Here is an 18,061-nt window from a genome sequence, read left to right on the forward strand (position 1 = left end):
GCTCACTCCGCTGCGACCGGTTTCGTGGATCGTGCCTTGGAGCTTTGGGGTGCCCCGACCCGGAAGCGGCGATCGGACAAGGACAGACTGCCGCCTATGACAAGCATGGCCGCACCCAACCAAAGCAAGCCGACGAATGGCTCATAGAGAATACGCAGAGTCCAGGCACCGCTCTCTTCGGCTTTGTCCAGAGAGGGTTCCGTGATCGAAGCGTATAGGTCTCCCGCCAGGGTTGACCGTATCGCCGATTCTGTTGTCGTACTTTGTGCGACCGGATAGCTGCGCCGTTCAGGTTTGAGAGCCGTCACGAAAGAGCCGCCCCTTTCGACGCGCAGGGTTCCCTGATCCGCAATATAGTTCGGGCCACGAACGCGCTGCACACCTTCAAATGTGACATCAAATCCCGCAATGTTGACACTCGTGCCGGGCTCTACAAATGCGATCTCTTCAGATTTCCAAACCGAAGAGCCAATCATGCCGATCATCAAGACCGCAACTCCCGCATGAGCGAGCGTCATTCCATGCGCCGCGCGGGGCAAATTGCGGGCACGCCGGATGCTTTCCTGGAGCGGAACCTCGAACAAACGAACCCGCAGCGCCCATTCACGTAAGGAAGCAAAAAACAACCAAAGCGCGATGAGGATCGAAAGATATGCCAACACGGGCCCGCCTTTGGCGAAATACCAAATTGCGAGCGTTGCCAGCACCGCCAGCACCACCACGAAGCGGACACGTTGAAGCACTCCGACGAGATCGGCTCGTTTCCAGGACAAAAACGGCCCCAGACCCATGACAAAAACCAAGGGGAGCATCATTGGTACGAACGCGCCATTGAAGAACGGCGGACCGACGGAAATCTTGTCACCAGAAACGGCTTCGAGAAACAGCGGATAAAGCGTACCGAACAGAACCGTGCCAGTCGCTGTAGCCAGGATCAGGTTGTTTAGCAACAACCCTGCCTCTCGACTAATCGGCTTAAACAACCCGCCACCTTCCATCATTGGCGCCCGCCACGCATAGAGTGCAAGTGAGCCACCAATTGAAATCGCAAGCAGGCCAAGAATGTATAGGCCTCGCTCCGGATCCACGGCAAAAGCATGCACAGAGGTCAGCAAGCCAGACCGAACCACAAATGTGCCGAGGAGTGACAGCGAAAACGTCAAGATCGCGAGTAGGATTGTCCAGCTTTTGAACGCGTCACGCTTTTCAGTGACAATCGCCGAATGGAGAAGTGCTGTCCCGAGAAGCCAGGGCATAAAACTGACATTTTCAACCGGGTCCCAGAACCACCATCCACCCCAACCCAGTTCGTAATATGCCCACCACGATCCCAGAGCTATCCCCGCAGTCAGGCTGATCCACGCGGCCAGTGTCCAGTCGAACCCATCTTGCCCAGGCTGTGTCGATCCGTCCCTCGATCAAGGCTGCGGCTGCAAACGAAAAGACGATCGAGAAACCGACATATCCAAAATACAGCAGAGGCGGGTGCATCGCGAGGCCGATATCCTGGAGCAGAGGATTGAGGTCAGCGCCATCAAGCGGCGGAGGAAAGACGCGCTCGAACGGATTGGATGTGAAGAGAAGGAAGGACAGGAACCCGACGCTGATCCATGCCTGCATTGCCAAAGTTCGCGCTCGAAGTGTTTCCGGTAGGTTTGAGCCGAAAGCAGCAACCGCAGCACCGAAGATGGTCAGAATGAAGACCCAGAGAAGCAACGATCCTTCATGACTTCCCCAAGTCGCCGCGACTTTGAAGATCATTGGTTTCAGCGAATGCGAATTGTTCGCAACGTTCAAAACAGTGAAATCAGAGACAACAAAAGCGCGCATCAAGGCTGCAAAGGCAAGTCCGACGAAGACGACCTGCCCAAAAGCAGTCGACCGGGCCGAACGCATCCAGAGAAGATTGCCCCGGGCCGCGCCGAAAAGAGGAATAGTCGATTGGACGAGGGCCAACGCCAATGCGAGGGCCAGCACAAAATGGCCGAGTTCCGGGGTCATAGGAGCCTCACGATCTTTAGCAGTGGGGTCGACTGGTGATCACTTTCTCAGTCGTCTAGAGCGGCTTTGCGCTTGCGATACTCGTCTTCATCAATCTCACCGCGCGCGAAGCGATCCCTGAGAATGTCATGCGCGCTCGACCCGGAGGCACGGCCCTTTTCGCTGAACCAGCGAACGGCGAAGAATATCAGCGCAATAATCACGCCCCAGAACACGATCATCATCAGCCCTCCCAGCATTCCAAATCCACCGCCCCACATGTGGCCGTAATAATCTCCGCCGGGGTCCGCCATGGCGGTCGTCGCGAACAGTGTGAATGCTGCGGTTGTGTTGGTAAGTCTAAGCATGTCGGTTTCCTTTTCTGTCATTTCATGTTTCAGCAACTGGCAATCGAATTGTCGCGATAAGCCCCCCGTCCGGGTGGTTCGCCAGACTGATCTCCCCACCCTGCGCACGAAGAATGGACCTTGCGATCGACAGGCCCAGCCCATGCCCGCCGGTTTCCAGAGATCGGCTTTCTTCAAGCCTGAAGAATGGGTCAAATATGCGTTCCAATTCTGCGGTTGGAATCCCCGGCCCTCTGTCAGTGACGGAAATTTCTATTTCCCCCTCGGCTGATATCCAGCCCAGGGTTGCGGACCCGCCGTAGCGCACCGCGTTCTCGATCACGTTTCGCAATGCGCGTCGAATGGCATTGGGGCGCAATCGAACCGTGACTTCGGGGCCGTCAGAGAGCACAAACGGTACGACCATATCCCCCCGCAGAGCTTCTAGGAACGATTGCAGGTCAACATCCTGCATTGGTTCGTTCCCTGAGAGACCTTTCGCGAAGGTAAGGGTTGCTTCCACCATCGACTGCATTTCTTCGACGGTTGCGACGAGACTCTCTCGGGTTTCGTCTTCCTCTACCATTTCTGAATGTACTCTCATTGCGGTGAGCGGAGATCGAAGATCATGTCCAAGGGCCGCCAGAACCCTCGTTCTGTCGGCAACGAACCGTGTCAGCCTGTCCTGCATACGGTTGAAACCAGCGGTCAGCTCCCGAACCTCCTGGGGTCCCCGTTCTGGCAACGCGTCTATGTCTTCTCCACGCCCCAATCGTTCCGACGCCCAGGCCAATCGCCGCAGAGGGCCCAGCAGTCCGGTCATGACAAACCAGCTCACTGCGACCAACAGGGCCATTGCCGTCAGACCAAATGTCAGCATGGAATAAAGCGGCCACTGGATCGGCGGACGCTCAAAGCGCGTACTTACGTTCAACCACTGGCCGCCGGCGATCGAAATTGAAAGGTTCATCTCGATTGCGGACAGTTCACCTCGCATCATGGCCAAGTGCATCTCGGTCATTTCGTGCGAAAGGTTCGGTAGCGGCAGGATCGCGCCTTGGATCTGGTGAAGCTCCACACGAATGTCGCGACTGTAGCTGTCGTTCAGGAGTGCGCGGACGCGGGTTTCAACCAACCCGCCATCCGAATGGTCGCTATGTTGCACAAGCGGCTTCGTCCCGAGGTCAAAGCGAACAAGGGGCGAGTTCGCCGCGCGGATAATTGATGGGCGCAGGTCAGCGGGTGCCTCTTCAATCAAGCGCGCAACATTTGCCGCTCGTCCAGCTGCCTCAAACCCAAGAGCAGCCCGTATGGCGAGGCTTCGTTCATCGGCGAAGAGCCACAGGCTGACAAACTGTGCGATCCCCAACGCGATAATGATGAGAAGAACGAGTTGGACCCGGAGAGATCGTAGGAGCCGCCAGATCATTCGGACACCTCGACGTCGACCGACAGGCAGTAGCCGCCGCTTCTGATCGTCTTGATAATACGTGGACGGAGAATGTCGGGCTCGAGCTTTCGCCGAAGGCGCGAAATCTGGTTGTCAATTTTCCTGTCCAACGGACCAGCGGAAATGCCCTGAGAAAGATCTAGCAACTGATCGCGGCTCAACACCATCCGAGGGCGCTCCAGAAGGACCGTCAGCAGTTTGAATTCTGCGACCGTAAGAGCGGTCTCTTGTCCCGCGTCGTCGAGAAGCACCTGCCGGTCTACATCCAAGGTAAGGTGTGCAAAGCGGACTTTGCGGCCGCTCAGAGATCCGGTGAAGGCCTCTTTGTGCTCGCTTCTTCGCAGGACGGCTTTGATCCTCGCAAGGAGTTCGCGTGGATTAAACGGCTTGGGAAGATAATCGTCCGCACCGATCTCCAAACCGACAATACGGTCCGCATCTTCACCGAGCGCGGTTAACATGATGATCGGCAGTCGCCCTTCGCTTGACAGACGTTGGCAAACGGAAAGGCCATCCTCGCCAGGCATCATGATATCCAGGACCAGTAGGTCGAAGCTTCCGACAGCCAGCTTCGCGTCCATCTCCGCCGCATCCTTGGCAGCGGTTGCTCGCATGCCATTCTTTTCCAGATAGCGGGTTACACTTTTCCGGATCTGTTCATGGTCATCCACGACGAGAATATGTGGCGCGTGTTGCATGGGGCCCTTCTAAAGCATTGGAAATCAGACGGTCAGGTTCCTTTTTGTCGCCAATTGTATCAGCCCCTGTCCATTGCGACAGACGGATACAAATCCACGGGTGTACGTCCTTACATTCAAATGTTTGATGCCAAGTTGTATGAGGTCAAAAGAAGGAAAGGCTTCAAAATGTCCTACTCAACAAAAGTTTCTACCGGTCTTCTGGTTGCCGTTCTCACAGCAGGTGCTGCGCTCGCCGATGACAGCCATCACCAAGCTGCGGGCGCTGAAAGCGTCTCTCCCAATGTACTTGCTCAACCGATGGCAGGGACGGGCGGGCCCGGAATGATGATGGGTGGCGGCATGATGGATCCCAGTCAGATGGCCGAGCATCTTCAGATGATGCACGGCATGATGCGCATGATGATGCAAATGCATTCGGGCATGATGAGCGGAAACGGCAGCATGATGGGACCAAGCACAACCGGTCAAGGTATGTTCCCGATGATGGGGGGCAACATGATGTCAATGTTCGATATGGATGGAAACGGCGCGGTGTCTCCCGAAGAGGCGCATGAGGGCCTTCAGTCGATGCTGTCGGACTATGACGCCGACGGTAATGGCACGCTCTCGATTGACGAATTCGCGTCGCTTCACGCCAAGGCGATGCGCGAGACCATGGTCGATCGTTTCCAGATGCTTGATGCTGATGGCGACGGCCAGATTTCTCAAGGCGAAATGGTCGCCCCTGCCGACAACATGGCACAGGGTATGGCCGCAAATCCCGGAATGATGACGGACGAAGACAACTGAACCCCGTCGTTCAGAAATTCCCCATTCAGGTAAGCCCGTCAACGGTTCGGTGCTTTGGGTTTGCCTGAACAAGATCGAGAGGGCTCAAAATGAGTTATACCTACAACAGACATCTGCCCAATACGGCGATTGATGATGCGGAGATGCGCCTGCGCGAAGCCCTGAAAGAAAAGGGATTTGGTGTACTGACCGAAATCGACGTACAGGCAACAATGAAGAAAAAGATTGACCGCGACATGGATGGATACCGCATTCTGGGTGCGTGCAACCCTCATATGGCATGGGAGGCCATTGGGCTGGAGCCCCGTATAGGATCGATGCTGCCTTGCAATGTGATCTTGCGGACGGTCGAAAACGGCACTGAAATCAGCGCTGTTGATCCAGTGGCTTCGATGGCCGCTGTCGAGAATGAGAAGCTGCACGAAGTCGCCGCGCAGGTGCGCGATATGCTGCGATCTGCGGTTGATAATGCATAAACTAAACTGAGGAGGCAGACCATGCTGAGCCGCCGTCAAACTTTTGGCCTGTTCGCATCGAGCACCTTGCTTGCCTATTCGCCAGCTTGGGCTGACAACCATGACGTATGGGCGCTCGATACTCTCCATGATGCGCTGAAAAGCGATTTGGCAAGGCTTGTGGACATCCGCAGACCCGAGGAATGGCAAGATACCGGCGTCGCGGAGGGGGCGTGGCCAATCGACATGACCCATCCGCGGTTCGGGGAGCGCCTCTTCGACGCCCGCGATCTTGCTGCGGGACGCCCGGTCGCCCTGATTTGTCGGACCGGCCATCGCTCAGGTCTCGTAATGAGCAAGTTGCGTGAAGCGAAAGCTGCCGGCTTTGTTGACGCCGTAGGCGGGATGCTTGGCGCCCCGGGGAGATCCGGCTGGATCGAGCAAGGTCTGCCGACAGTAACAAGAGAAGCCGCACTGGCCGCCCTCCCAAGTGAGCTAGCGTGAGACACAAGCTATACCATGACAAATCGTAGAGCCTTCATCGCCGGCTTGGCTGGCCTGCCGTTCGCCACAGGTCCGCTGGCGGCCATCGCACAGGGGAGTGTCAGGGCGTTGGCTATGCCACCATTGCTCGACGCAACCCGCGATCGGCATTTCCGTCTGACTGCCCAAAAGGGCAAGACCGATTTTACAGGACTGGGCGGCGGTGAGACCTGGGGGTTCAACCAATCCTTTTTGGGGCCTACGCTACGTCTTCCCGCAGGAGCTTCGACGCAAGCACAGATCGACAATACGCTGTCAGAGAAAATCTCGGTGCACTGGCACGGTATGCTGATACCCGGCGAAGTTGACGGCGGCCCACACCAGACCATTGAACCGGGCACGACTTGGTTTCCCGAACTGGATCTGACACAACCACCCGCTACTCTTTGGTACCACTCGCACGTTCATGGTGACACCGGACGACAAGTTCAAAGGGGATTGGCCGGTGTGATCCACGTTGATGACGGTCGGGACGATGCTCGGGGTCTCCCGATCTCATACGGCGTCGATGATTTGACCTTGGTTCTGCAAGACCGCCGGTTCGACCGGCAGGGCCGCATCGATTATGGCCTGTCTATGCCAGATCAGATGATGGGTTTCATGGGCAATGTCATTCTTGTTAACGGTCAGCTAGGCACCCAGGCTGTCGTCCCTCGCGGTATTGTCCGTTTGCGCTTGCTCAACGGCTCGAACGCGAGGATTTATCCCCTATCGTTTTCTGACCGTCGCGAGATGCACCTCATCGCGACGGACAGTGGCTATCTCAATCAACCTGTCGCCATTGAGTCCCTCGTGATCGCTCCCGGCGAACGATACGAAGTCCTCGTCGATTTTTCGGGAGGAGAGGCTGGCACGCTGGTATCCTCTGCAAATCCCAATCAGATGATGGGTGGGATGATGGGCGGCGCGAGCACTGCTGGGGGGAGCTTCGTAGTTGTACCCTTTGGTGTGGATGCGAGACTTCCTGCCCGCATTCTGGAAATACCCGCCGACTTGGGCGGCGTCCTGCCTGACGGTGAGGCCCGATCAGTCAATACACGTCAGATCACACTCGATATGCCAATGGGGATGGGCATGATGATGCGTAGGTCGAATGATCGGTTTGCGATCAATGGGCAGTCCTTCGACATGGGGAGGATAGACTTGTCTCTTTCGAAGGGGGCGACCGAGATTTGGCAAGTCTCCTCAAACATGATGATGCACCCGTTTCATGTTCATGGCGTGAGGTTTCAGGTGCTCGCCGAAAACGGAAAGAAACCAAGCATACAAAATTCTGGCTGGAAGGATACCGTGCTCGTAAATGGCCGAGTCGATATCCTGGTCAGCTTTGAGCAGACGGCAGATCGCGCCAATCCCTTCATGTATCACTGTCACATCCTTGAACACGAAGATGGAGGAATGATGGCGCAGTTCACGGTCACATGATCGTGCAAGCATGGGGATATGGTCGCCTGATTGGTTGTTTGGCGATAGCAACAGTTCTGTCTCTTGCAGCTTTCGGTTTTTTTTCGGGCACGGTTTCTCTGAGCAATCTTGGGGTCGCCTTTTCACAGGCTGAAGTGCAGCGCCATATTGAAAATGCCGGAGCCGTTGGCCCCCTCGCGGTTATTGCACTCATGGCCCTCGCGATTGTCGCAAGCCCCATACCGAGCGCACCAATCGCACTTGCCGCCGGGGCTGCATTTGGTCACTATCTCGGAGCCGCCTACGTAGCCATAGGCTCGGAGCTCGGTGCTACAATCGCATTTGTCTTCGCGCGAAAACTCGGTCGAAGCACAGTTCGGCGTTTTTTGGGTAAGTATTCAGAGTTCGGGCTGTTGGGGTCGCAAAAGGCTCTGATGTTATCAGTGTTTGCGTCCCGCCTGCTTCCATTCGTTTCTTTCGATGCAATCAGCTATGTTGCGGGCTTGAGCCAACTTCATCTATGGCGCTTCATGCTGGCAACTTTTGCCGGGATTTTGCCGGCGAGTTTTGTTCTTGCCCATTTTGGAGCTGTGGCCATGTCAGGGGATTGGGGAACGGCTGAATGGATCACGATAGGACTTGGGGTTGTGACAGCACTGCCTTTTGTCTTTTTGACCCTCAAAAATAGAAAGCAGATCGACGATGAATAGCGACTATAAAGCGGGCAGCATTTCTCTTTGGGATGCCGTCGCCATGGGGACTGGTGTCATGATTGGCGCCGGAATTCTGGCACTCACAGGCCAAATTGCGGAACTGGCCGGCCCTACCTTTCCACTTGTGTTCATCGTTGGAGCCATCGTTACAGCCTTCAGCGCTTACACTTACATAAGAATGTCCAATGCCTACCCGTCAGCTGGCGGAATTGGAATGATCCTGCAAAAGGCCTATGGACCAACCGCCGTAGCCGCTGCAGCGGCTTTGCTTATGGCTCTGTCAATGGTCATTAACGAAAGCCTAGTCGCACGGACCTTCGCAAACTATTTGCTCCGTGGACTGGGCATTGCACCAGATGGCTTACTGGTTCCGGCAATAGGCGTTGCTCTCATTATCGCAGCCTATGTCGTCAACATCTCGGGCAACCGCTCTGTAGGCTGGATTTCCCAGTTGCTCGCGGTACTGAAGGTTGGCGGTATCACTCTGTTTGGGATCTCTGCGCTTTGGGCCGGCGGGTTTACTTTTGGCACAACAGGAGATGGAACAGCTTCACAGGGTCTCAGCGGATTTGTTGGTGCCACAGCGTTGGCAATTCTGGCATTCAAAGGGTTCACGACAATCACCAACAGCGGCGCCGAGATAGTGGACCCACACCGCAACATCGGACGCGCGATCATCATTTCATTGGCGGTCTGCGTAGTGGTGTATCTCTTGGTAGCATTTGCGGTGGGAAGCAGCTTGCCGCTTGGCAAGATCGTCGAAGCAAAAGACTATGCGCTCGCGGAAGCGGCAGCACCGTCCCTTGGGGAAACGGGCTTCTATCTGACCGTCGCGCTCGCTTTGATCGCAACTGCATCAGGCGTGATTGCCAGCATCTTTGCGGTATCTCGTATGTTGGCAATGCTGACAGAGATGAAATTGATCCCGCACAGTCATTTTGGGATGTCAGGCGGAGTCCGCGACCATACACTGATCTACACAGTAGTGATTGCGAGCCTGCTGACCATTCTCTTCGACGTTAGCCGAATAGCGTCGATGGGGGCCTTCTTTTACCTTGTAATGGATATGGTTATTCACTGGGGAGTGTACCGAAACCTTAGGGCCGAGCTTTCTGCGCATGGATGGATCATGTTGACTGCAATCGGTCTCGACGCGATCGTGCTTGCCGTATTCGCTTCACTAAAGTGGCAGAGCGATCCAATGATTGTAGTGGTCGCATTCGCGATCATGGCTTGTGTATTGATCTTTGAGCATTGGTTTCTTCAGCGCACAAAAACCGAGCCACATCAACATGATCACAATGGGCATTGAGTGCTCGCGTGATGACCAGGTATCGAAGCAGTAATTCTTAGCGCTTCCAACATTCAAATTGGTCGGGTTTGAGCGATTTTGAGACCCACTTTGCCGATGTGTAGGACTACTTTCGTTGCCTCGATGGCGGGCGCCAACGCGCGTTTCACGAGGTCAGTGAAGACTATGGAAGACTGGTCGAGCCATTGAAATGAGGAAACGCAAGGGCTTAACCGCCGTCGAGATCCTCGTAGTAGACGAGCGCGGGCATGTTGCGGCGCTGATGCACGATGCGCAGGATGACTGCCGCCCCATCCGCCGCATCTAGCCGCTTGTAGAAGATCACGTGACGTTGGCAGTTGACGGACCGCAACCCCGGAACGAAGAGACTCCTGTCCCGACCCCGGTCGGGATCCCCGGTGATCTGCTCGAAGGCGTTGACCAACTGGCGGTAATAGACGAGCCATTGGTCCCTACCCCAAGTTTCGACGGTGTAGGCACGGATCTCTTCAAGGTCGGCCCTGGCCCGACCGGAAAGTCGAATAATCATATGGGTCAGCGATCAAATGCATCCGGTTCGAAGGCATGAGCATCGAACTCGGCGAAATCCCCATTTTCGGCCAGGGAGGCTGCTTCCTCTAGGTCGGCCTTGAGGGCATAGAACTGCCGGGCGCCATCCTTCTCCATCAGCATCCTTACGCCGGCGCGCACGACTTCGCTCAGATTGGCGTAGGCGCCGGACTCGATCTGCGCCTGCACATATTTCTGCATCGGTTCGGTCAGGTGGACGTTTGGCATCAGACTCTCCTATCCATGCTCAATCGTATCAGATACTGACATAGATATTCAAGCTCATGCTCGATCCCAACTTGGGCCCCAAATCGGCTCGCTGGCTGCTCCCGCCCTTCTGCTCCCGGATTCCATGCGGAGAGCCGGGCCGGGCAGTTTCCCGATACAGCCCTTCCCGAGGCCAGGAGCGCTGCGCCACGCGGTTTGGAGGGCTCATTCGATCTGTCCTTCCGTGACCACTTTCGCGGCCACATTGGAACACCCAATTTCCCCTTTGTAACAGACGTTTGTTTAGCAGCTAACATGAAAGGGGTCCGCAATTTTGGCCACTTTCAAGACGCAGAAGCAGCCAGAACCGGCGTCAGATCTTGGAAGCGGTCAAGCGACACAAGCGAACAGTCGCAAGCAACCATCAATCAAATCTCCTTGCTATCATTAATGTTGTTTCGTATCGCTGCACCATTATAGATGGAGTCGGCATCATGAAGCACGTGATCCACGGCGTGGCAACAGCCACGGCAATAAGCATATCCGGACTAATGGCCTCGTCAGCTCCGGCTCAGGCCTATCAGGTGGATTGTGCGATCCTCCTCTGCCTTGCGGGCGGTTGGCCTGACTCTGCGCCCTGCGCGCATGCCAGAGCGGTCTTCATTCGGCGGATCACGCCATGGCCGATCGAGCCGCCCTTACAAATCTGGCGGTGTCCGATGGGTGTGTCGTTCAACGATCCCAGTCCGATGTCGCCTATGGAACGCCTTTATGACATCACGTTCCGCGATCCGCCCGAACCGCAGGAATCGTCTCCGATCCCCCTTGTTCGCGTCCAAGCAGATGAGCAAGCCGACATCGACATCTCAGGCGACGCCTTTGATTTCGTGCGTAGCATTCGCGTTTATCACATCCAGTACCGCCAGCATGAAAACCGAGATGGCGACTGCAATCGCAGCGACTCGACACGATTGGGGTCCTACGGCGTGCAGGGCGATTACCGATGGACAAGGTCCAACGTGGGCCAAGTGCCGACCGCATCCGGACTGAGCATCCCGAACGGATGCGGCAGCTACTTCTACCGTTCCGTCTTCGTCGACTGGCGCGATCACGCCGGGAACTATGGCTCTGAAGAGGTTCGCTACTGACAAAATCTGCGCGCGGTTCTGCTGCGCGCGTCCTCACAACCCTGCACGGAAGGCTGTGCAAAACCCCCAAAAAGGAGACGACGCCAGACCGTGAAGCCTGACGCCGTGCTAGAAAACTCCGTGAACAAGAGTTTCCTAGCGCACCGCTAAAACACCTGCAACCAGCAAAGTTGTTTTGCTGGCAAGAATGTTGTTGTCTCACGACATGGCGTCGGATCTCCAAGGAGACCTCGACCATGGAACCTACGACCGGCTTGATCCTGCGGCGGATTACGCAGACAAATCTCTCTGTTGCAGCGCACAAGCTTGCCACCCTCATCCTCGACGCCATCGCCTGGAAGGATGGCTACAACGGTTTGTCGCGGGGAACGGCAGCCTTCACCCTCTCGGCCCTGGCAGAGAAGATGGGTGTCTCACGGCAGTATCTTGCGGTTCTTCTGAACGAACTTGAGGCTTCGGAGTTGCAGCTCGAGCGGGCGAAGCCGAATGGCAAGTTCGCGCCCTGGATCTTTCGGTTTTCCGCTTTCGACGAGGAGAGTGAAACCCATGATCTCGTGTCAGGTGAAGGCGACACATCACTATCTAGAGATAGTAATAACAAAACTCTCTTCTCAGGGCTGATCGATATCACCGCGAGTTCGAGCGTTTTCCAGACCAGTTGGGCAGAGCTCATCAAAGCGGCGAAGGCCACGTTGCCCTGCTGGAACATCGACACCCAGGTCATCTGGGATCGCTTCCTCGCCTTCAACCGGTCCAGAGGCAATGGCAGGGTGCCGGCCGGCTTCCTGCTTGGCTTCATGCGCCGATGGCGAAATTCGTCGGGAACTCCAACTCGTCCCGCGGTCAAGCCGCCCGCGAGACCAATAACGGACCCCAAAGAGCGCGAATTGCTGAGACAGATGCAAGCCGCACCAACTTCGAACCGCCAGTTCCACGCGTCCGACTTGTGTCGCTTGATCGGACACACTGCCTACGAAGCGCGTGTACTCGATGTGATCCACGAGTTTGGGTGCCAGAGGTTTTCAGCGACGTTGGCGGTGCACGGACGAGCGGTGCTGGCAGGGGAGATATCCAGGTAGATTCACCTGCCAAGCTTTGGATCCGGGAAGGCTCTGCCCCCGCGTACAGAAAATCGGCAGATAATGAAGTTTATGTTAAATTTCGAAGAATTCAGCGCGTAGGGACTTATTTTGCAGCCTAAAGTCGACATCAAACTTCATCGGATTGTTTCATCCGAGCAGACAAATGTTGCTGACTACATTTAGATCGTTCCGATCCTCCATTAATCGTGAAGCATCTGATGTGATGTCAATTTCCAGGCCAGAATCCTTTTCTTGCAGAATCGCTGGCTACCCGTCACGCGCCCACGCAATTGCGGACTCGGTATCGCTTGATTCGAACCACTGCATCTCGGAGCCCGTCAGTAGGTTGACCACCCGTGCGCCCCATTCCATCCATCTGCGTTCTCCGACAACCGCTATGCGACCGAAATCGTTCACGTGGGCGGTGTCGACCTTCAGATCTTCCAGCATCGCCGAAGGCTCTTCGTAGCCCTCGAAACTTGTAAGGTCGAGAACCAGACCCGGATTATCGGTTGTTCCAAGACGCTCATGAAGCAGCGCGTGCATTTGCTTGAATTCTGTCTCCGTCAACTTGCCTTCGCAGACGAGCCCGATGACATCATCACGCTCGGTCAGCGTTTCCTTGAACATTGGTCTTCTCCTTTTCACTTGCGTTGCCGTGACCGTAGAGATCGGCGTTCTGATGAGCGCGATCCTCGTGCTCGAATTCGAGGCTGGAATGGCTGATGCCGAATTCTTTCTTCAGCCGCTCCTTGATCGCGCTCTTGATCTCTTCGATCTTCGACCATCCTTCGGCTGCCACGACGACATGACAGTCGAGCGCAGCCTCGTGCTCTTGCATTTGCCAGAGATGGACGTGGTGGACGTCGGCGACGCCTTCGACTTTCCGCATCGCTTCGACGACGGCCTCGTTGTCGATGTCCGGCGGGCTCCCGAGCATCAGGGTTCGGATTGGGCCGCCTATTTCAGTGAAAGACAGATACAGGATGTAGATCGCGATGCCGATGGTGATGGCAGGATCGACCCAAAGCATGTCGTAAAGGATGATCAGCGACCCAGCGACGATAACCGCGACCGAAGCAAGCGCATCCGAAAGGTTGTGGAGAAAAAGCGCACGGATGTTCACGCTCCCCTTCTGCATCGAATAGGTCAGCATTGCGGTCAGCGTGTCGACCACAAGCGCGATTCCACCGAGAATGACGACGGTCCACCCCATGACTTCGGGTGGATCAATCATGCGCATGCCACCTTCGTAGATCAGATAGAAGCCGATCACGATGAGGGTGGTGTAGTTGATCAGGGCCGCGACGATTTCGACCCGGCCATAGCCGAAGGTCATGCGCTCATCGGCCGGGCGGCGCGCGATCTTGCGTGCGGCAAAGGCAATGACAAGCGAGGCCATATCGGAAAAGTTGTGCAGCGCATCGGCGATCAGTGCCAAACTACCCGAGAATATGCCCCCGACGATCTGCGCAACGGTAAGAAGCCCGTTCGCCCAGATCGCGATGGCAACCCGCCGATCGCCAGAATCCGGTTCGATATGCGCGTGCCCATGATCATGCGGCATTGGCAGGCTCCTCATGCGCGTGTGTCGCGCGTCGGTCAGTCTTGAGGCGGCCGCTGCGGAAACCACGTACGCGCGCATTCATCCAGTGGCGGGTGATATGACGGTAAAGGGTACCACGCAGCCACCCAAAGGATTGCTCATGGGACAAATAGAAGGCGTCCGGCGTATCGTACACGCCAAAATCTTGCACAATGCCGGTTCTCTGAATGTAGGTATCTTCTCCGTTCCAGGCGACGGGAGGCGCGCCAAGGCAATCCGTGCCCGCGCCATAACCGCAGAGACTTTCTGTGTCCGAGAATGACGTTTGCAGGACATCGAGGAAAGCGTCATCCAGGATGAAGCCTTCAAGGTTGATCCAGGCACCTTGAAATTCGATCTCGACCCATGAGTGGAGAATTTCCTGCGGAGCAAGCGGATACACCAGCTCAGGGACAACACCGCGCTGCAAGCCTTTGTGGATCGTAAACCCATGCAACCGGCAACGAATGCCGACACCACGCAGCAGCGCCATCAAGAGCGTGCCTTTGGTATTGCACTGCCCATAGCCGTCGGAAAGCACTTCGGATGCGGGGATGTCGTCAGCTCGATTGTATCCGAACGCGATTTCATTCCGAACGAAATCATAGGCAGCTCCGATCCGATCGTATTCGGATAAGCCGCGCCAGCTGCGGTTCTCAATTAGACGCGCAAGAGGCGCGGCATCAAAATCCAGTAGTTTGGTGGGTACAAGTAGGGGGTCGGTCATCTGCAACGGGTCGCTCCTCGAATCGTCTTGGAACAAGACTAATTGCTATAGTCACTATAGCTTCAATCCTTTCTTTCAGAATGAATCTCCCGCAACTATTTGTCCGTGTGAACCGCTTTGTGGTGTTCGCCGTGTGCGTCGCGCAGGATGTCGATACCGCCCCAGGCCGCGATCCCGGCGACGATCACACCGACGACAAGATCCGGCCAGTTGGTTCCTAGCCAAGCGACGAGGCCACCGGCCACGACGATCCCGAGGTTCGCGGCGAAATCGTTGTAACTGAAGGTGTTGGCCGCGCGGATATTGACGTTTGGATTTTTGAGCTTAGCGAGCAGCCAAACGCAGACTGCGTTGATAGCCGCCGCGATCAGGGCCATTGCAATCATGATCGTCTCGAGCGGATCTGACCCACCGATGTAGCGGCGCCACGCATCGTAGAGGATGCCTGCAGCGAACAGGATCAGCAGCCCGCCGGAAACGTTCGCCGCCCCGCGTTTCCATTTGGCGGATCGGGACAAAGCGAAAAGGCTGATCGCGTAGACGAAGCTGTCGGAGAGGTTATCGAGCCCGTTGGCGATCAGGGCACTTGAGTCGCCGAAGGCGCCTGTTGCGAAAAAGGCCACGGCCAAACCGATATTGAGCGCCAGAACGATCCAAAGCGTCCGTCTCTCCATTGAATCTTGTCTAGCGGCCATTTTGTGGTTCCAGCTTGTGTTGTACGACACATTAACTTCTGCGGCTGATCTGCGTTCCAGCCGGAATGTTGGCTGAATTCCTTCAGGCCCCGATTTCCTCGTGTTCGGTCAAGCATTCCGAATGGTCCCGCAACACCTCAAGCACCTTGCAATCTCCCGTCCGCCCGCCGCTGCATTCGTGAACCATGCGTTTCAGTTCCGTGCGCAGCGCCTTCAGGCGGGCCATGCGCTGCTCCACCTGTTTGAGCTGGCGACGCGCGATGGCATCAGCTTCATCACAGGGCCGATTGGGATGGTCGCTGAGGTCGAGCAGCTCGCGGATCGCATCGAGCGAGAAGCCGAGTTGCCGCGAGTGGCGGATGAAGGACAGTCGATCAAGCTGTGCATTGTCGTAGCGCCTCTGTCCGCCTTCGGTCCTGCCAGGTTCGGGCATGAGTCCGATCTGTTCGTAGTACCGGATGGTCTGCACTTTTGTGCCAGTCTTCTTTGACAGAGTACCGATCGTGAGCATTTTCGCCTCCATGAAAAAGATACAGTTTGTGTAGGTTTTGCCGTCGGAATAAACAAGTGTCGGATTCACAGACGCGTGAGTTCAAGCTATACCATGATTTCGTGCTTGAACCTCTAGCAGCTAGAGGATGTATCCGCACAGGCAATAAGAATCAAAATCAGGCGAACAGGATTGTCCCTTACATCGGCACAGAAGTTTCTTTGGGTTTTGGCAGGCGTGGCAGCGCTTGCCTTCGTATGGCTTTTGCTATGGTCCGATTATCGTGCCGATAGCGCCCGAACCGTCGCCGAACCGCCTTTTTTCGCTGAGTTCGAACTGACGGACCACCAGGGTATGGTTCGAACCGAGGAGGACTTTGCGGGGCGCTGGATGCTGGTTTTTTTCGGCTTTACCAACTGCCCCGACGTCTGCCCGACGACCCTATCCGAGGTCGCGGCGGTGATGGACGGTCTGGGCGACGATGCCGCCAAGGTCCAGCCGATTTTCATAACAATCGACCCTGAACGAGACACGCCCGCAGCACTCGCCGAATACGTCCCGCTGTTCGATGCGGGCATCATCGGGCTGACCGGCACGCCGGAACAGATCGCCGCCACATCCGAGACCTTTCCGATCTTCTTCGAACGCGTCGAAGAGGCTGCGGCGCCGGATGGTTACACGATGGGCCACACGTCGCATCTGTTCCTCTTCGATCCCGACGCGGCTTCGCCGACTCGTGGCCCTACGGCACCTCCGCCGAAGAGATCCTCGCCGATCTGGAAGAGAGGATCTGACCGACATGATCCGTATGTCCGGAGAAACAGCCCTCGGGCTGGCGTGGATCATCGCGCTCGTCGCCTCGCTTGCCGTGCTTTTCATCGGCGAGGTGCTGGGGCAGACGCCCTGTGTGCTGTGCTGGTTCCAGCGCGCCTTCATGTTCCCCTTGGCCATTGTCCTCGGGCTCGGCCTTTGGTGGCGGGACGGCCGCGTGGGGCGCTACGGCATCGCATTGGCGCTTGGCGGCGGCGCAATCGCCCTGTGGCACATGGGGCTGTACGTCGGTCTTGTTGCCGAACGCGTCCAGCCCTGCACGGCCACCGGCCCCTCTTGCACCGATGACAACCAACTGGTCTTCGGCGTCCCTATCCCGCTGATGGCGCTCGCAGCCTTCGCGCTGATCGGGGCGCTGTCGGCCCTTTCATTGAAGGACACACGAACATGAATCGACGCGGCCTGATCCTGTCCGTTCTTGCCCTCGGCGCCGCCGGTTTCGGCGGAGCCACCTGGTTTGCAATCCGCCCCGGCCCAGTGGCCGAAGCGGAGCCCGTTGCTCCGGAACTTGCGGAGGCGATGATCCGCCCCTACTCGCCCATCCTCGGGCCTGCGGATGCGCCCGTCACGATCGTCGAATTCTTCGATCCGGCCTGCGAGGCCTGTCGCGCCTTTCATCCCATCGTGAAGGACATCATGGCCGAGCATGGGGAAGCTGTCCGCGTCGTGATCCGCTACACGCCCTTCCACGGCGCGGCATCCGAGGAAGCCATCCGCGTGCTCGAGGCGGCGCGCATGCAGGACGTTTACATGCCGGTGCTCGAGGCCGTTCTGCGGGAACAGCCGAGATGGGCGTCGCACGGTGCCCCGGAGCCCGGCCTGATCCTTCAGATCGCCGCCACGGCCGGGCTCGATGCCGAGGCCGCCCGCACGCAAATGCTGGCACCCGGTGTCGTGGCGATCCTTAACCAAGATCGTGCTGACGTCGAGGCCGTGGGAATTCGCCAGACGCCCACATTCTTTGTGAACGGCAAGCCGCTCGATCCATTCGGGGAGGCAGAGTTGCGTCGTCTGGTGGCCGCCGAAGTCGCTGCCGCGCAAAGCTGAATGGAA

The 18,061-nt window shown here is 56.7% G+C and carries 20 protein-coding genes and 2 pseudogenes; 11 read left to right on the plus strand and 11 right to left on the minus strand.

Features of this window, described 5'->3' with window-relative positions; genetic code table 11:
- Positions 1-2: 2 nt before the first annotated feature.
- The 4 genes and pseudogenes from C8029_RS10055 to C8029_RS10070 all read right to left on the minus strand — a co-directional run bounded on the left by C8029_RS10055 (position 3) and on the right by C8029_RS10070 (position 4,475).
- Positions 3-2,001 (minus strand): annotated as a pseudogene (locus C8029_RS10055) (heme lyase CcmF/NrfE family subunit).
- A gap of 47 nt (positions 2,002-2,048) precedes the next feature.
- Positions 2,049-2,369 carry an SHOCT domain-containing protein gene (locus tag C8029_RS22020; protein ID WP_226946298.1) on the minus strand — a complete coding sequence of 107 codons (321 nt, stop codon included), beginning with the start codon at positions 2,367-2,369 and terminating at the stop codon, positions 2,049-2,051.
- A gap of 1 nt (position 2,370) precedes the next feature.
- Positions 2,371-3,756, minus strand: coding sequence for an ATP-binding protein (locus C8029_RS10065; RefSeq protein ID WP_009573616.1), 1,386 nt, complete (start codon positions 3,754-3,756; stop codon positions 2,371-2,373).
- Entirely contained in the window at positions 3,753-4,475 is a 723-nt protein-coding gene (locus tag C8029_RS10070) for a response regulator (RefSeq protein ID WP_009573615.1), read from the minus strand. Before C8029_RS10070 ends, C8029_RS10065 begins: the two co-directional genes overlap by 4 nt.
- Before the next feature lie 168 nt (positions 4,476-4,643).
- On the opposite strand from C8029_RS10070, the gene C8029_RS10075 reads away from it, so the two are divergent.
- The 6 genes from C8029_RS10075 (at position 4,644) to C8029_RS10100 (ending at position 9,694) form a co-directional block, all read left to right on the plus strand.
- The gene (locus C8029_RS10075) at positions 4,644-5,267 is read left to right on the plus strand and encodes an EF-hand domain-containing protein (RefSeq protein WP_193217633.1); all 624 of its coding nucleotides are present in this window, start codon (positions 4,644-4,646) and stop codon (positions 5,265-5,267) included.
- 89 nt (positions 5,268-5,356) lie between these two features.
- Complete coding sequence (locus C8029_RS10080) at positions 5,357-5,743, plus strand: DUF302 domain-containing protein (protein ID WP_009573613.1); 387 nt, start codon at positions 5,357-5,359, stop codon at positions 5,741-5,743.
- Between the two features lie 21 nt (positions 5,744-5,764).
- Positions 5,765-6,226, plus strand: a complete 462-nt coding sequence (locus C8029_RS10085) for a rhodanese-like domain-containing protein (RefSeq protein ID WP_009573612.1) — start codon at positions 5,765-5,767, stop codon at positions 6,224-6,226.
- A 15-nt stretch (positions 6,227-6,241) separates the two neighbouring features.
- Complete coding sequence (locus C8029_RS10090; RefSeq protein WP_009573611.1) at positions 6,242-7,690, plus strand: multicopper oxidase family protein; 1,449 nt, start codon at positions 6,242-6,244, stop codon at positions 7,688-7,690.
- Entirely contained in the window at positions 7,687-8,379 is a 693-nt protein-coding gene (locus tag C8029_RS10095; RefSeq protein WP_009573610.1) for a TVP38/TMEM64 family protein, read from the plus strand. The genes C8029_RS10090 and C8029_RS10095 overlap by 4 nt, the downstream gene beginning before the upstream one ends.
- Positions 8,372-9,694 (plus strand): APC family permease, encoded by a 1,323-nt coding sequence (locus C8029_RS10100; RefSeq protein ID WP_009573609.1) that lies wholly within the window; start codon positions 8,372-8,374, stop codon positions 9,692-9,694. The genes C8029_RS10095 and C8029_RS10100 overlap by 8 nt, the downstream gene beginning before the upstream one ends.
- A gap of 208 nt (positions 9,695-9,902) precedes the next feature.
- Here the strand turns inward: C8029_RS10100 and C8029_RS10105 are convergent, their stop codons facing one another.
- Together C8029_RS10105 and C8029_RS10110 are read right to left on the minus strand one after the other, a co-directional pair.
- The gene (locus C8029_RS10105) at positions 9,903-10,223 is read right to left on the minus strand and encodes a type II toxin-antitoxin system RelE/ParE family toxin (protein ID WP_009573608.1); all 321 of its coding nucleotides are present in this window, start codon (positions 10,221-10,223) and stop codon (positions 9,903-9,905) included.
- A gap of 5 nt (positions 10,224-10,228) precedes the next feature.
- Positions 10,229-10,471 (minus strand): type II toxin-antitoxin system ParD family antitoxin, encoded by a 243-nt coding sequence (locus C8029_RS10110; protein WP_009573607.1) that lies wholly within the window; start codon positions 10,469-10,471, stop codon positions 10,229-10,231.
- Between the two features lie 473 nt (positions 10,472-10,944).
- On the opposite strand from C8029_RS10110, the gene C8029_RS10115 reads away from it, so the two are divergent.
- Positions 10,945-11,598: a hypothetical protein gene (locus tag C8029_RS10115; RefSeq protein ID WP_226946299.1), complete on the plus strand. Its 654-nt coding sequence runs from the start codon at positions 10,945-10,947 to the stop codon at positions 11,596-11,598.
- A 236-nt stretch (positions 11,599-11,834) separates the two neighbouring features.
- On the plus strand, positions 11,835-12,677 hold the full coding sequence (locus C8029_RS10120) for a hypothetical protein (protein ID WP_107718027.1): 843 nt from the start codon (positions 11,835-11,837) through the stop codon (positions 12,675-12,677).
- A gap of 270 nt (positions 12,678-12,947) precedes the next feature.
- Here the strand turns inward: C8029_RS10120 and C8029_RS10125 are convergent, their stop codons facing one another.
- The 5 genes from C8029_RS10125 to C8029_RS10145 all read right to left on the minus strand — a co-directional run bounded on the left by C8029_RS10125 (position 12,948) and on the right by C8029_RS10145 (position 16,198).
- A complete protein-coding gene (locus C8029_RS10125; RefSeq protein ID WP_009573604.1) occupies positions 12,948-13,310 on the minus strand; it encodes a SpoIIAA family protein in 363 nt (120 codons plus the stop codon).
- The gene (locus C8029_RS10130) at positions 13,282-14,247 is read right to left on the minus strand and encodes a cation diffusion facilitator family transporter (RefSeq protein ID WP_152002836.1); all 966 of its coding nucleotides are present in this window, start codon (positions 14,245-14,247) and stop codon (positions 13,282-13,284) included. Before C8029_RS10130 ends, C8029_RS10125 begins: the two co-directional genes overlap by 29 nt.
- Complete coding sequence (locus C8029_RS10135) at positions 14,237-14,992, minus strand: transglutaminase-like domain-containing protein (RefSeq protein ID WP_107718025.1); 756 nt, start codon at positions 14,990-14,992, stop codon at positions 14,237-14,239. Before C8029_RS10135 ends, C8029_RS10130 begins: the two co-directional genes overlap by 11 nt.
- A gap of 95 nt (positions 14,993-15,087) precedes the next feature.
- On the minus strand, positions 15,088-15,666 hold the full coding sequence (locus tag C8029_RS10140; protein ID WP_107718023.1) for a cation efflux transmembrane domain-containing protein: 579 nt from the start codon (positions 15,664-15,666) through the stop codon (positions 15,088-15,090).
- 103 nt (positions 15,667-15,769) lie between these two features.
- Positions 15,770-16,198, minus strand: coding sequence for a MerR family transcriptional regulator (locus tag C8029_RS10145; protein ID WP_013959865.1), 429 nt, complete (start codon positions 16,196-16,198; stop codon positions 15,770-15,772).
- 207 nt (positions 16,199-16,405) lie between these two features.
- Here C8029_RS10145 and C8029_RS10150 point away from each other — a divergent pair.
- From C8029_RS10150 to C8029_RS10160, 3 genes and pseudogenes are all read left to right on the plus strand, one after another.
- Positions 16,406-16,971: pseudogene (locus tag C8029_RS10150) on the plus strand (SCO family protein).
- Between the two features lie 5 nt (positions 16,972-16,976).
- Positions 16,977-17,399 carry a disulfide bond formation protein B gene (locus C8029_RS10155; RefSeq protein WP_107718021.1) on the plus strand — a complete coding sequence of 141 codons (423 nt, stop codon included), beginning with the start codon at positions 16,977-16,979 and terminating at the stop codon, positions 17,397-17,399.
- Complete coding sequence (locus C8029_RS10160) at positions 17,396-18,055, plus strand: DsbA family protein (RefSeq protein ID WP_107718019.1); 660 nt, start codon at positions 17,396-17,398, stop codon at positions 18,053-18,055. The genes C8029_RS10155 and C8029_RS10160 overlap by 4 nt, the downstream gene beginning before the upstream one ends.
- Positions 18,056-18,061 lie beyond the last annotated feature (6 nt).

This window comes from Roseobacter sp. TSBP12 (genome assembly GCF_009129705.1).
Classification (GTDB): Bacteria; Pseudomonadota; Alphaproteobacteria; order Rhodobacterales; family Rhodobacteraceae; genus Celeribacter; species Celeribacter baekdonensis_A.

Bases quoted from the DNA above. Each gene is read 5' to 3' on its own strand.
- C8029_RS22020 (WP_226946298.1), bottom strand. From the start codon at position 2,369: ATGACAGAAAAGGAAACCGACATGCTTAGACTTACCAACACAACCGCA.
- C8029_RS10065 (WP_009573616.1), bottom strand. From the start codon at position 3,756: ATGATCTGGCGGCTCCTACGATCTCTCCGGGTCCAACTCGTTCTTCTC.
- C8029_RS10070 (WP_009573615.1), bottom strand. From the start codon at position 4,475: ATGCAACACGCGCCACATATTCTCGTCGTGGATGACCATGAACAGATC.
- C8029_RS10075 (WP_193217633.1), top strand. From the start codon at position 4,644: ATGTCCTACTCAACAAAAGTTTCTACCGGTCTTCTGGTTGCCGTTCTC.
- C8029_RS10080 (WP_009573613.1), top strand. From the start codon at position 5,357: ATGAGTTATACCTACAACAGACATCTGCCCAATACGGCGATTGATGAT.
- C8029_RS10085 (WP_009573612.1), top strand. From the start codon at position 5,765: ATGCTGAGCCGCCGTCAAACTTTTGGCCTGTTCGCATCGAGCACCTTG.
- C8029_RS10090 (WP_009573611.1), top strand. From the start codon at position 6,242: ATGACAAATCGTAGAGCCTTCATCGCCGGCTTGGCTGGCCTGCCGTTC.
- C8029_RS10095 (WP_009573610.1), top strand. From the start codon at position 7,687: ATGATCGTGCAAGCATGGGGATATGGTCGCCTGATTGGTTGTTTGGCG.
- C8029_RS10100 (WP_009573609.1), top strand. From the start codon at position 8,372: ATGAATAGCGACTATAAAGCGGGCAGCATTTCTCTTTGGGATGCCGTC.
- C8029_RS10105 (WP_009573608.1), bottom strand. From the start codon at position 10,223: ATGATTATTCGACTTTCCGGTCGGGCCAGGGCCGACCTTGAAGAGATC.
- C8029_RS10110 (WP_009573607.1), bottom strand. From the start codon at position 10,471: ATGCCAAACGTCCACCTGACCGAACCGATGCAGAAATATGTGCAGGCG.
- C8029_RS10115 (WP_226946299.1), top strand. From the start codon at position 10,945: ATGAAGCACGTGATCCACGGCGTGGCAACAGCCACGGCAATAAGCATA.
- C8029_RS10120 (WP_107718027.1), top strand. From the start codon at position 11,835: ATGGAACCTACGACCGGCTTGATCCTGCGGCGGATTACGCAGACAAAT.
- C8029_RS10125 (WP_009573604.1), bottom strand. From the start codon at position 13,310: ATGTTCAAGGAAACGCTGACCGAGCGTGATGATGTCATCGGGCTCGTC.
- C8029_RS10130 (WP_152002836.1), bottom strand. From the start codon at position 14,247: ATGCCGCATGATCATGGGCACGCGCATATCGAACCGGATTCTGGCGAT.
- C8029_RS10135 (WP_107718025.1), bottom strand. From the start codon at position 14,992: ATGACCGACCCCCTACTTGTACCCACCAAACTACTGGATTTTGATGCC.
- C8029_RS10140 (WP_107718023.1), bottom strand. From the start codon at position 15,666: ATGGAGAGACGGACGCTTTGGATCGTTCTGGCGCTCAATATCGGTTTG.
- C8029_RS10145 (WP_013959865.1), bottom strand. From the start codon at position 16,198: ATGCTCACGATCGGTACTCTGTCAAAGAAGACTGGCACAAAAGTGCAG.
- C8029_RS10155 (WP_107718021.1), top strand. From the start codon at position 16,977: ATGATCCGTATGTCCGGAGAAACAGCCCTCGGGCTGGCGTGGATCATC.
- C8029_RS10160 (WP_107718019.1), top strand. From the start codon at position 17,396: ATGAATCGACGCGGCCTGATCCTGTCCGTTCTTGCCCTCGGCGCCGCC.